The organism is Georgenia sp. (assembly GCF_054605595.1).
In genome coordinates this window covers 1-13020 of the sequence record NZ_JBTSDU010000094.1, presented here as the reverse complement: position 1 = coordinate 13020, position 13020 = coordinate 1, and the positions used below count along the sequence as shown (strand labels likewise).

At 70.9% G+C, this 13020-nt stretch carries 11 protein-coding genes; all 11 read left to right on the top strand.

Annotation, left to right across the window (positions count from 1 at the left end; genetic code table 11):
- A partial coding sequence (locus ACYC1Z_RS11005; RefSeq protein ID WP_461409570.1) for an ABC transporter ATP-binding protein occupies window positions 1–1280 on the top strand: 1280 nt, incomplete at its 5' end.
- Window positions 1277–2323 (top strand): ABC transporter permease, encoded by a 1047-nt coding sequence (locus ACYC1Z_RS11000; RefSeq protein ID WP_461409569.1) that lies wholly within the window; start codon window positions 1277–1279, stop codon window positions 2321–2323. The genes ACYC1Z_RS11005 and ACYC1Z_RS11000, both read left to right, overlap by 4 nt.
- On the top strand, window positions 2320–3249 hold the full coding sequence (locus ACYC1Z_RS10995; protein WP_461409568.1) for an ABC transporter permease: 930 nt from the start codon (window positions 2320–2322) through the stop codon (window positions 3247–3249). Before ACYC1Z_RS11000 ends, ACYC1Z_RS10995 begins: the two co-directional genes overlap by 4 nt.
- On the top strand, window positions 3246–4229 hold the full coding sequence (locus ACYC1Z_RS10990) for a nucleoside hydrolase (RefSeq protein ID WP_461409567.1): 984 nt from the start codon (window positions 3246–3248) through the stop codon (window positions 4227–4229). The genes ACYC1Z_RS10995 and ACYC1Z_RS10990 overlap by 4 nt, the downstream gene beginning before the upstream one ends.
- A complete protein-coding gene (locus ACYC1Z_RS10985) occupies window positions 4226–4975 on the top strand; it encodes an alpha/beta fold hydrolase (RefSeq protein WP_461409566.1) in 750 nt (249 codons plus the stop codon). The genes ACYC1Z_RS10990 and ACYC1Z_RS10985 overlap by 4 nt, the downstream gene beginning before the upstream one ends.
- Entirely contained in the window at window positions 4972–5955 is a 984-nt protein-coding gene (locus tag ACYC1Z_RS10980) for an acetamidase/formamidase family protein (RefSeq protein ID WP_461409565.1), read from the top strand. The genes ACYC1Z_RS10985 and ACYC1Z_RS10980 overlap by 4 nt, the downstream gene beginning before the upstream one ends.
- Window positions 5903–7477, top strand: a complete 1575-nt coding sequence (locus ACYC1Z_RS10975; protein WP_461409571.1) for an aldehyde dehydrogenase family protein — start codon at window positions 5903–5905, stop codon at window positions 7475–7477. The genes ACYC1Z_RS10980 and ACYC1Z_RS10975 overlap by 53 nt, the downstream gene beginning before the upstream one ends.
- Window positions 7478–7567: 90 nt before the next feature.
- A complete protein-coding gene (locus ACYC1Z_RS10970; protein ID WP_461409564.1) occupies window positions 7568–8359 on the top strand; it encodes a glutamine amidotransferase in 792 nt (263 codons plus the stop codon).
- Window positions 8360–9280, top strand: a complete 921-nt coding sequence (locus tag ACYC1Z_RS10965; protein ID WP_461409563.1) for a ribokinase — start codon at window positions 8360–8362, stop codon at window positions 9278–9280.
- 169 nt (window positions 9281–9449) lie between these two features.
- Entirely contained in the window at window positions 9450–10649 is a 1200-nt protein-coding gene (gene lhgO / locus ACYC1Z_RS10960; protein ID WP_461409562.1) for an L-2-hydroxyglutarate oxidase, read from the top strand.
- Window positions 10650–10770: 121 nt separating this feature from the next.
- The coding region (locus ACYC1Z_RS10955; protein WP_461409561.1) for an FAD-binding and (Fe-S)-binding domain-containing protein at window positions 10771–13020 on the top strand (2250 nt) is incomplete at its 3' end.

Below are 13020 nucleotides of genomic sequence, written 5' to 3'. Positions count from 1 at the left end.
AGCACTTCACGCTGGTGCCCTCCATGACCGTGGCCGAGAACATCTACCTCGGTCGGCAGCCGCGGCGGTGGGGCGTCCTCACGGACAAAACGGCGATGCTACGGGCTGCCGAAGAACTCATTGCCCGCTACGGCTTCCACCTGGACCCCCGGGCCCGGGTCGGCGACCTCACGGTCGGTCAGCGCCAGCGCGCCGAGATCGTCAAGGCCCTTGCCTTCGACGCTGAGGTGCTCATCCTCGACGAGCCGACGGCGGTGCTCACCCCACCAGAGGTCGACGACCTCATCGAGATCGTCGGTAACCTCCGCGACCGGGGCCGCACGATCCTCTTCATTACCCACAAGTTGCGCGAGGTCAAGGCGCTCTCCGACCGGGTCACCGTGATCCGTCGCGGACTGAGCGTCGGCACCCACCCCACCGCCGCTGTCACCACCGAGGACATCGCCCAGGAGATGGTGGGCCGCTCGGTCTTCCTCACCGAGAAGCGCACCGAGGATGCCACCACGGACACAGGCGCCGCGCCGGTGCTCACCGTCCGGGACCTAACGTACGTCAACACCGAGGGCCGTAACGCGCTGGACCGGGTCTCCTTCGACCTGCGCCCGGGCGAGATCCTCGGCATCGCCGGCGTGGAGGGTAATGGTCAGACCGAGCTGGCGGAGGTGCTCACGGGGCTGCGTCGCGCGAGCACCGGCACCTTCTCCCTGACCGGGACGGACGTCACCGCCCGGACCGCGGCCCAGCTACGCACTGCCGGCATCGGGCACATCCCGGAGGACCGGCTCGACCGCGGCCTCAGCAAGGTGATGTCGGTGGCCGAGAACCTGGCCATCTCCAACTACCACAAGTGCGGCCTCGTCCGTGGCGCACTGGTCTCCGCCGGGGACCTTAACGGCTGGGCCCAGGAATGCATCGACGAGTTCGACATCCGCGGTGCCCGGCCGACCACCCCGGTCGGCGACCTCTCCGGCGGCAACATGCAGAAGGTCGTTATCGCCCGTGAGCTCGCCGGCCGGCCCCTGGTGCTCGTCGTGGCGCAGCCCACCCGCGGAGTGGACATCGGCGCCAGCGAGTTTGTCCATCACCAGATCCTCGCCGCCGCCGCCCGCGGGTGCGCGGTGCTGCTCATCTCCTCCGAGCTGACCGAGGTCTTCGCCCTCTCGGACCGCATCGGGGTGATGTTCGAGGGCGCCCTGGTCGACGTGCTCGACGCCCGAGAGGCGACCGAGCAGCACATCGGCCTGCTCATGAACACCGGCGCGACGGAGGCAGCCGCATGACCACCACCCGCCTCAAGGGGATCGCCCTCGCGATGCGCCAACCCCTGTTGGCCGTCCTGCTGACCCTCCTCATCGGCTTCGTCATCGTCGTGGCCGTCTCGGACCGCCCCGTGGCGGCCTACCAGGAGCTCCTGCTCGGCAACTTCACCAGCCCGCAGGCCGTGGGCAATCTGCTCAACCGGACGACACCGATCCTGCTGATCGGTCTGGGCATCGTCTTCGCCTTCCGTGGCGGCGTGTTCAACGTCGGCGGTGAGGGCCAGCTCTACGTCGGCGCGATCAGCGCCGCCGCCGTCGGCCTCACCCTGCCCACCCTGCCCGGCCCGCTGCTCATCCTGGCCTGCGTGGCCACTGCCGTCCTGGCCGGCGCGATCTGGGGCTGGGTGCCCGGCGTGCTCAAGGTCGCCATGGGCATCGACGAGGTGGTCATCACCTTGATGATGAACTTCATCGCGATGCTGCTGACCGGCTACCTCGTGGCCGGCCCGATGCGCGATCCCGAGGCCTACGGCGCGACCAGCAAGATGCTCCCCGAGCAGTCCTTCCTGGGCTCGATCCCCGGCCTGCCCAACGTCAGCATCGGGTTCCTCATCGCCGTCATCCTCGTCCCGGCAGCCTGGATCCTGCTGTTCCGCACCGTCTGGGGTGCGGATCTGCGTGCCGCCGGTACGAACCTGCGCTTCGCCGAGACCGTCGGGGTCAACGCCAAGCGGAACGTCATCCTCGGCATGATGCTCTCCGGTGGCCTCGCGGGCCTCGCCGGTGCCCTCTACGTGCTCGGCACCGGCCACCGGTTCGAGCAGAACTTCTCGCCCGAACTGGGGCTGATCGGCCTGACCGTCGCACTGCTGGCCCGCACACACCCGGTCGGCGTCATCTTCGCCGCCCTGTTCTACGCCATGATGATCAACGGCTCCGCCCTCATGCAGATCGAGACCAGCGTCCCCCGGTCCCTGGTCGACCTCCTCACCGGCGTCCTCGTCCTGATCATGACCGTCGAGATCCGACGACGTCGCCGTCGCCGCACGGAGGTGGCCCGATGAACGACTTCCTCTTCGCCACGGTCGTCCAGACCACCCCGATCCTGCTCGCTGCGCTCGCCGCGATGTTCACCATGCGCGGCAACGTCCTCAATGTCGGAGTCGACGGCATGATGCTCATCGGCGCCTTCGCCGCCATCGCCGTCGGTCAGGTGACCGGCTCGATCGGTCTGGCCATCCTCGCAGCCGTCACCGCCGGCCTGCTCGGCGCCCTTGTCATGGGCGTGGTGACCTTCCGGCTGCACGCCAACGTGCTGGTGGCCGGGCTCGGCCTGAACCTCCTGGCGGCCGGCGTCACGGTGTTCCTCCTCGAGCGGGTCTACACCAGCCCCGGCGGCCTGCGCCCCGAGAGCTTCCCAGACCTGTGGGTGATCCAGGAGGACTGGCTCGGCGCGATCCCCGTCCTCGGGCCTGCCCTTAACGGGCAGAGCATCATCGTCTACGCCACCGTCCTGCTCGTGCCGTTCTCCGTGCTGCTGCTGCACCACACCCGCTACGGCTACGCGCTGCGCGCCGTCGGCGAGGACGAGGCCGCCGCGACCGCGGCGGGCATCAGCATCTGGCGCACCCGTATGGTCTCCATGCTGCTCAGCGGCGTCTTCGGTGGCCTGGCAGGTGCGCAGCTGTCCATGGCCACGCTCCACTTCTTCCTGCCGGACATGACCGGCGGGCGCGGCTTCCTCGGCCTGGCAGCGATGCTCTTCGGGGGAGCGACGCCGCTCGGCTCGGCTGGTGCCTCCTTGTTCTTCGGCGCCGCCGGCGCGGCGGGGGACCGGCTGCAGGCCATCGACCTGCCGGCGCAGCTCGTGCTGGCTCTGCCCTACATCGCCGCCATCCTGGCGCTCGTGATCGGCCGCTCCAGGCTGTTCAAGCGGCGGCGCCGCACCATCACGACCACCCCGACGACCCTAGAGACGGTGAACGCATGACCACGAAGATCGTCCTCGACTGCGACCCAGCGAACGACGACGCCCTCGCCATCCTTACGGCGGCCGGGCACCCGGGCATCGAGTTGCTCGCCGTGACCACGGTGGCTGGGCACCTGGTGGCGGAGGAGACGGCTCACAACGCCGCCATCGCCGTGGCCGTCGCCGGGCTCGACGTGCCCGTCGCTGCGGGCAGCACCCGGCCTCTTGTGCGCGAGCAGATCCTCGCCGGCATCCTCGACCACGAGACCGGACTGGACCGTCACCGGGACGACTTGCCCGCTGTCGAACTCGACCCGCGCCACGCCGTCGACGTGCTCGCGGAGACCTTCGCCGCCCACCCGGGCGCCACTCTCGTGCTGACCGGACCGCTGACCAACCTTGCCCTCGGCCTTCGCCGCCACCCCGGCCTGGCGGCAAACATCGGCCACGTCATCACCCTCGGCGGCGCGTGGGGGCTGGGCAACAAGTCTGCCGCCGCGGAGTTCAACATCCTGTGCGACCCCGAGGCCGCCGCCGTCGTCTATGGCGCGGGCCTGCCGCTGACCATGGTCCCGGTGGACGCCACCGGCGAGATCGGGATCACCCCCGCGCTCCTTTCCGACGTGGCGACACGCGCCACCCCGCCCGCCGCGTTCGCCCACGAGCTGCTCTCGTCCCTGGTGGGCACCCACCGCTCCGGACCCGGTCCGCTCGCCCGAGAGCACGCCCCCCTGCACGACCCCACCGCGGTGTTGCTGGCCGCCGACCCCACCCTGGCCACCACGATGCGCGCCCGCGTTGACGTGGAGACCCAGGGCCGCCTCACCTACGGCCGCACCGTCGTTGACCTCGCCGGGAAGTCACCCGAGCCGGCGAACGTCGACGTCGTCCTCGCCCTGGACACCGATCGGGTGCGCGCCGCGTTCCTGGCGAGCCTCGCCGGCGTCGGCGTGGCCGCGGACCGGGCCGCGGCCCTGGCCGGACAGGTAGGTGCGCGATGAGGCTCAACGTGCGGACCTGGGGCACCGAGGGCGAGCCCACCTGCGTGGTGCTGCACGGCATCACCGCCAACGCCGGCGCCTGGGTGCACATGGGCCCGGCTCTGGCCAGCCTGGGCCTGCATGTGCACGCCCCTGAGCTCCGCGGTCACGGCGATTCTCCGGCAGAGGGGCCCTTCGACTACGAAACGCTGCTGCGCGATCTGCAGGAGTCCGTGCCCAGCGACCCCGCCCTGCTCGTCGGGCACTCCTTCGGCGGCTACCTCGCCCAGCGGGGCGTGCTTGACGGGCTGTTCACCCCCGGCGGCCTACTGCTGGAGGACCCGGTCTCCTACCAGCCCGACGCCGCGGTGCCCACCGCGATGCTCACAACCGACGAATCCGGCATCCCGCGCTCGGTGGACGGCGTCCTCGCCGCCAACCCCGGCTGGAGTCGGCTCGACGCCGCCTGGAAGGTGCTCTCCCTGGAGCAGGTCAACTGGGACGGTGCCCGTGCCGCCTTCGCCGGCAATGCCCCTTGGGACCTGCGCGACGACGCCGCCTGCGTCGCAGCGCTCACGCCCACCATGTGGGTCCTGCCCGGTGAGAGCCGGTTCGTCCCGCCCGCCGACGTCGAGCGGCTGCGCAGGGAGGTCGGGGAGGAACGCCTCGTCATCGCTCCCCAGGCGGGTCACAGCGTCCATCGCGATGAGCCGGAGTTGTTCCTCGCGACCGCCGCTGCGCTGCTGAGCGAGCGGGCGAACGCATGAGCGTGCTCGGCTACGACCCACAGCACGCGCTGTTCCATCTCGGCGCCGCCCCTGCGCGCGTCACTATCGCACCCCGCACCGTGATCGAGGTGGAGTGCGAGGACGCCTTCTCCGGGCGCCTGGACTCGGTGGACGGCCGGCCCCGCGAGGTCGCCCCGTTCCCGTACGTCAACCCGCTCACCGGCCCCATCGCGGTCACCGGCGCCGAGCCCGGCGACATCCTCGCCGTGCACCTCCTCGACGTCTCGCCGCTGCGGGAATGGGGCGTCTCTACGCTCTCCCCGGATTTCGGGGCGCTGTCGGGCACCGCGGCCTCGCCGAACATCCAGCGCGCGATCGACGAGCGCGTGTGGATCTGGACCGTCGACGAGGCCACCGGCACGCTCACCTCGCCCACCCCCGCCGGTCCGGAACTGAGGGTGCCACTGCGGCCTTTCCTCGGCACCGTCGGCGTCGCCCCCGCCCACGGCGAGATCCGCACCTCCGTGGTGCCCGGTGCCTTCGGCGGCAACCTCGACCTGCCCGTACTCGGACCGGGCGCCACCCTGTACCTGCGGGTCAACGAGCCGGGGGCGTTGCTGCACGTCGGCGACGGCCACCTTACCCAGGGCGACGGCGAGTTCGCCGGCACCGCCGTCGAGGCAGCAGTGCGGACCCGGCTCGTGACCGAGGTGTTGCCCGATGACGGGCTCGGTGCTGCGCCGCGCATCGAGACTGACTCCCAGCTCATTGCCGTCGGGTGGGGCCGCCCCCTCGAGGACGCCGCACGGGTGGCCGTGCACGCCCTGACCCGGTGGGTCGCTGCCATCTCCGGACTTCCGGTTCCTGACGCCTACCAGCTCGTCTCGCAGGCCTGCGAGACGCGCGTGGGTAACCTCGTCAACCCCGCCTACACGGTCGCCGTCGGGATCGTGAAGGACCTCGTGCCTGGTCTCGACCCGGCCACCTCCGCGCACGAGCGCCTGCGGTCGCTGGGCTAGTCGGCGCTCACCCGTCACTACTCGAACCACGTCACCCCATCCACCCACCCGTCACCGAAAGCGAACACCGATGACTGTGCACGCTCATGCCACGCTCCCCGATGATGACGCCACCACCGTCGCGGAGGTCGTCGCGGCTGCCCGCACAGCCACCGGCGTCCTCGCGGCGACCTCCCGGGATGAGCGAGCCCGCATGCTCGAGGCCATGGCCGAGGAGCTGGACGCCGCGTCTGAGCCACTGGTTGACCTCGCCGACGCGGAGACCCACCTCGGTGCCGACATGCTCCGGGCTGAGGTTGGCCGCACCACCGGCCAGCTCCGGTTCTTCGCCGACGTGCTCCGTGACGGCGCCTACCTCGAGCTGGCCACGGACACCGACCGCGGACCGGAGACCCAGCACCGCATGCTTCTCCCGCTCGGTGTCGCGGCCGTCTTCGGGTCCAGCAACTTCCCGTTCGCCTACGGGGTGGCTGGCGGGGACACGGCGTCCGCGCTGGCCGCTGGGTGCGCCGTCGTCGTCAAGGAGCACCCCTCCCACCCGCTCACCTGCCGCGCCGTCCTGGACGCCCTGCGCACGGCGCTGCGCCGGTTGGGTTTGCCCGAGGCGGTCGTGTCGCTCGTGCGCGGCTTCGAGGCCGGCGCACTCCTCGTGACCGCGCCGGCGGTCCGCGCGGTCGGTTTCACCGGCTCGGTGCGCGGCGGGCGGGCGTTGCACGACCTGTGCGTCAACCGGGCGGACCCCATCCCGTTCTACGGCGAACTAGGCAGCCTCAATCCCGTCGTCGTGACCACCGGTGCTGCAGGCCGGCGCGCCCAGCAGGTCGGCGACCTGCTCGCGGACTCCATGACCCGGCGCGGTGGCCAGATGTGCACCCAGCCCGGCCTCATACTGCTACCGACCGGTCCCGAGGGTGACGCCGTCCTGGACGTGATCGCGGCGGCCGTCGACACCGCCGACGCCGTGACACTGCTCAACGACGCGGTGCGCGGGCAGTTCGGCGAGGGCACGCTGGCCTTGGCTGGTCTGCCGGGGGCCGTCGTCCGTGCCGGTGCGCTGCCCGGCCAGGACGCAGCGGTGTGGCCGCTGCTGGTGGAGACGAGCGCCTCGGCCGCTTCCGGCGCCGGGCTTGAGGAGGTGTTCGGGCCCGTCTCCCTCGTGCTGCGCTACCGGGATGTGGCCGAGGTCGTGGAGGTCATTGCCTCCCTGAAGGCCGCACTCGTCGCGGGAGTGCACGCCGAGCCCGACGAGGCCGACGCCGTCGCGGCCCTCGTCGCCGGCCTGACCCCCCTCGTCGGACGCCTGGTCTGGGGTGCCCCCACCACGGGACTCGCCGTCGGGTGGGCGACCCACCACGGTGGCAGCTACCCGGCATCGACGTCTACGCACACCAGCGTGGGCGCCACCGCCATCCGCCGTTGGCTGCGGCCGATTAGCTTCCAAGGCTTCCCGGAGGAACTCCTCCCGGCCGAGTTGCGCAGCGGGGACGCACCACGGCGCCTGGACGGCGCACCGCCCCGCTGACATCGTCCGGCGCACGCATCGCACCTTCCCGAACCACCCCCTGCTCGGCTCCCCTGCCGAGAACCACCCGAACACACCGAGGAGCAACCCATGAGCACGGTCCTGCTGGCCGGCGAGACGTGGATCAACGCCGCCACCGACTACAAGGGTTACGACGCCTTCCCCCACGCCCAACTCGAGGTGGGCTGCGAGCGCCTGGTCGCGGCGCTGGCGGGCGCCGGGCACGAGGTCACGCACCTTCCTTCGCACCTGGTCGCCACGGACTTCCCGGAGACGGTGGAGAAGCTCGACGCCTACGACGTCGTCATCCTTTCCGACATCGGTGCGAACTCCCTGTTGCTACCCCCCGTGGTGTTCAACCAGGGCCAGCGTTTCCCGAACCGCCTCAAGGTCCTCGCCGAGTGGGTGCGCCGCGGGGGCGGCCTCATGATGGCCGGCGGCTACCTGAGCTTCCAGGGCTTCCAGGCCAAGGCGAACTACCACGACACCCCGATCGAGGCCGTCCTGCCCGTGACGATCCTGCCCTACGACGACCGGGTCGAGACCCCGGAAGGCGTCGAGGGCGAGGTCACCGACGTCGCCCACGAGATCACCGCGGGCCTCGACGCCCGTTGGCCAGCCCTGCTCGGCTACCAGAAGCTCACCGCCAAGGCCGACGCCGAGGTGCTCGCCACCGTCGAGGGTCGACCCCTGCTCGCCGTCCGTGCCGAGGGCACTGGCCGCACGTTGGCCTACGCCTCCGACATCTCCCCACACTGGGCACCCGAGGAGTTCATGGCTTGGCCCGGCTACCAGCGGCTCTTCGCCCAGGCCGTGACCTGGCTCGCCGGCGGCGCATCGGTGGAGACCGACGCCCGCGTGAGCGTCGCCCAGGGGGCCTGAATGACCGACCTCGTCGTCGTCGGTAGCCTGAACCAGGACATCAGGCTCACCGTCAACCGGATCCCGCGCAGCGGAGAGACGGTCAGCGCCGTCGGCGCCATGCGTTCGCCAGGCGGCAAGGGCGCCAACCAGGCCGTGGCGGCTGCGCGCCTGGGGCTCGCGGTCGCCATGGTTGGCGCCGTCGGACAGGACCCGGCCGGACACCAGCTCCGTGAGCGGCTCGCCGCCGAGGGCGTGGACGTGCGCGGTGTCGCCGTCCTGGCCGAGCTCGGCGGGAACCTGGTGGGCACCGGCACCGCGACGATCCTGTGGGAGCAGCCCGAGTCGACCATTGTCATCGAGGCTGGTGCGAACGCCGCGGTGGACGAGGCCTTCGTGCGGGCGCATGCCGCGACGTTCCGCGACGCGCGCGCCGTGCTGTGCCAGTGCGAGACGCCGCTCGGTGCGCTTGCGGCGGTGACCCGGGAGGCGCGCGGGCTGAAGGTGCTCAACCCCGCCCCGGCCGTCGCGGTGCCAAGCGAGATCCGCGACCGGTTCGACCTGCTCGTGCCCAACCGCTTCGAGCTGGCCGTGCTCGCACACGCTGCCGAGGCCCCTGAGCGGATCGAGGACGTCATCGCGATGGTCCACGTGCTCCGCTTCCCTGGGGACGTGGTGGTGACGCTCGGCGGCGACGGGTGCCTCGTGATGCCGCAACACGGGGAGCCGGTGACCGTGCCGGCCCAGGAGGTGACGGCGGTGGACACCACCGCCGCGGGTGACAGTTTCTGCGCCGGCCTCGTCGACGGGCTCCTCGCGGGCCAGGACCTCACGTCGGCCGCCAGGTGGGCGAGCCGGGTCGCCGCCGCGACGACCACCCGCGACGGTGCCATCGACTCCCTCCCCCGCCTAGAGGAGGTGCGCGAGGCTGCCGATGCCTGAGCGGGTGCGTACTCGGCGCACGAAGGGGAGTCGCTGACCCGGCGGCAACCCCAGCAACGGCCGGCACGGCGGGACGCCGTGGTTCGTGGACGAGGAAGGTGTGAGGATGGAACGGTCGAGTTGTATCTACGCTCGCCACGGCGAGGATCGAGGTGGGGGTCGCCGACACATGGACGACCTTGTCGTCATCGGTGGCGGCATCGTCGGTCTCGCGACCGCCCGGGAGGTGTTGCGGCGTCGGCCAGGTTCGTCGGTGCTTGTGCTCGAGAAGGAGGACGACGTCGCCACCGCCCAGACCGGTCACAACTCGGGCGTCATCCACGCCGGTCTGTACTACGCGCCCGGCTCGCTCAAGGCGCGGCTTTGTCGTGAGGGGGAGCGGGCGACCAAGGAGTTCTGCGACGAGCACGGCATTCCGTACCGCACGATCGGCAAGCTGGTCGTCGCGACCGATCCGGTCGAGGTCGAGCGCATGGCCGTCCTGGCTGCACGCGCCGCACAGAACGGCATCGAGCTGGTGAGGGTCGACGGCGCCCGGCTGGCCGAGATGGAGCCGAACGTGCAGGGGCTGGCGGCCATACTGTCCCCGCAGACTGGGGTGGTCGACTTCCGCGCCATCGCGCGAGCGATGGCCCACGAGGTCGTCCAGCTCGGCGGACACGTCATCACCCGTGCACAGGTACGCGGTATTCGCGAGATCACAGGCCCCTCAGGCGTGGTGGTCGTCAGCTCGGACACCGGCGAATACCGGGCTCACCGGCTCGTCGCCTGCGCCGGCCTCCAGGCCGACCGCGTCGCGACGATGGGCGGACTCGACATCGACTTCCAGATCATCCCGTTCCGCGGGGAGTACTACCAGTTGCCCCACGACCGGTCGGGACTCGTCCAGCGGCTCATCTATCCCGTACCGGATCCAGATCTTCCGTTCCTCGGCGTCCACCTGAGCCCGACCATCGACGGTCGCATCACGGTCGGCCCGAACGCGGTGCTCGGCTTCTCGCGGGAACGCTACCCGCACGGCTCGTTCACCCCGCGTGACGTGGCACGCTTCCTCACCTTCTCGGGGCTCTGGCGCTTCGCGAAGGACAACCTCAGAACCGGTGCGGACGAGATGCGCAGCTCGATCTTTCCCCGCGGGTACCTCGAGCTCGTTCGCAAGTACTGTCCGTCGCTCACGATGGAAGACCTCCTGCCCTATCCAGCAGGCATCCGGGCACAAGCCCTCAGACGCGACGGCACTTCGGTGGAGGACTTCCTTCTCCGGTCGACCGAGCGGCAACTGCATGTCTGCAACGCACCATCACCGGCCGCAACGTCGGCGATCCCGATCGCCCGCCTCATCGCGAGCAAGGTCATGACCGCGACCTGACAACGGCTCCCAGGCTGATCGGCGGATGAGTCGTCCGAGCCTGATCAGCGGACGAGCATTCGACACCGATCGGCCGACGCCGTAGCAACTGCCGCACTTCGCGGAGAGAAAGGGACATATCTTGACAGATGCTGACCTGAGCACGGTCACCGAGTATGACGTCGTCGCTGCCTTGCGCGTGGTGGTGGATGGTGAGGTGGACGATTCGCTGCGTCGTCGGGCGGAGTATTCCACGGATGCGTCGAACTATCGTGTCCCGCCTCGGGTGGTGGTGGCCCCGCGTGACGTGGATGACGCCCTTGCCGCGTTGGATGTCGCCCGTCGCCTGGGTGTCCCGGTCACTGCCCGTGGGGCCGGTACGTCCGTGGCGGGTAACGCGATCGGTACTGGTGTCGTGCTGGACTTCTCGCGGTACATGAACCGGATCGTCTCGCTGGATCCGGTCGGCCGCAGCGCGGTGGTCCAGCCTGGTGTGGTCATGTCTGATCTGCAGGCTGCGGCCGCACCGTACGGGCTGCGGTTCGGGCCGGATCCGTCCACGCAGAACCGGGCCACCCTGGGGGGCATGATCGGTAACAATGCTTGTGGTCCGCATGCTGTGGCGTACGGGCGCACGGCCGACAATGTCGCCGATCTCGATGTCGTGGATGGTACCGGGCGCCGGTTCACTGCCGGTGCCGGGGTGGGTGCGCTCGCCGTCGTCCCGGGTTTGGAGGAGTTGGTGCGCGGGAACCTTGCCGTGGTCCGCACGGCTCTGGGGCGCTTCAAGCGGCAGGTCTCTGGGTACTCCCTTGAGCATCTGCTCCCCGAGCACGGCACGGCCCTGGCCAAGATGCTGGTGGGTTCGGAGGGCACGCTCGTGAGCGTCTTGGGGGCCACGCTCGACCTGGTCCCGGTGCCCACGGCCCCGGTGGTCGTGGCGCTGGGTTACCCGGACATGCCCGCGGCCGCGGACGCTGTGCCTGCCCTGCTGGCGCACGAGCCGTTGGCCGTCGAGGGCATCGACGCCCGCCTGGTGGATGTGGTGCGCCGCCACCGGGGGTCTGCGGCGGTGCCGGAGTTGCCTGCCGGGGCTGGGTGGCTCCTGGTCGAGGTCGGTGCCGGGCCGGGGGAGAGCGGCGCTGACGTCCTGGTCCGGGCGCGTGCGTTGGCTGCCGATGCCGGTACCTCTGCGGTCGCGGTCGTTCCCGCGGGTGCGCAGGCGGCGGCGCTGTGGCGCATCCGGGCCGACGGTGCCGGGTTGGGTGGGCGTACCCCGGACGGTGCGCCGGCGTGGCCGGGCTGGGAGGACGCCGCCGTGCCGCCGGAGCGGTTGGGGGACTACCTGCGCGACTTCACCGCCTTGATGGCGGACCGGGGCGTCGACGGTCTGCTGTACGGGCACTTCGGTGACGGCTGCGTGCATGTGCGTCTCGACCTGCCGTTGGAGACTCCCGCCGGGGTGGGTCCCTCGCGGGCGTTCCTGGAGGCGTCCGCGGATCTCGTGGCCGCCTATGGCGGCTCGTTCTCCGGTGAGCACGGTGATGGCCGGGCCCGGTCGGAGCTGTTGGGGCGGATGTATCCGCCCGCGGTGGTGGCCCTGTTCGGGCAGGTCAAGGCCCTCTTCGATCCGGCCGGGGGGCTGAATCCCGGTGTCGTGGTGGCCCCGGCGCCGTTGGACGCCGACCTGCGTCGCCCGTATGCCCGCGCGGTGACGGCGCGTTCGCGTGGCTTCGCGTTCGCGGAGGACGGCGGTGATTTCACCACCGCGGTGCACCGGTGCACCGGGGTGGGTAAGTGCCGGGCGGACAACCATGGCGCCGGCGGGTTCATGTGTCCGAGCTATCAGGCCACCAAGGACGAGAAGGACGTCACCCGGGGCCGTGCCCGTGTGCTCCAGGAGCTCACGAACGGTTCGCTCGTGACGGACTGGAACTCTCCGGAGGTGCTGGAGTCCCTCGATCTGTGCCTGAGCTGTAAGGCGTGCAGCGCGGACTGCCCGACCGGTACGGACATGGCCAGGTACAAGTCCGAGGTGCTCCACCGTGCGTACTCGGGCAAGGTGCGCCCGATCAACCATTACCTCCTTGGTCAGCTGCCGCGGTGGACCCGCCTGGTCACCGCGGTCCCGGCGCTGGCCCGCCTCACCAACCGGGTGCTCGGTGTGCGTCCGCTCGCCCGGAGCGTGCTCAAGCTCGGTGGGATGGACCCGCGCCGGGAGATGGTCACGTTCACCGAGCAGACGTTCTCGGCCTGGTGGCGACGGCGCGCGGCCACGACCGCGCCGCGGCCGGGCGCCGCGGCAGGTGCGGCGACCACATCGCCGACCGCGTCGCCGGGTGCGGGCTCGGACATGCGGGATGCGGCGGAGGGGTCGCCGGGCGTGGGGTCG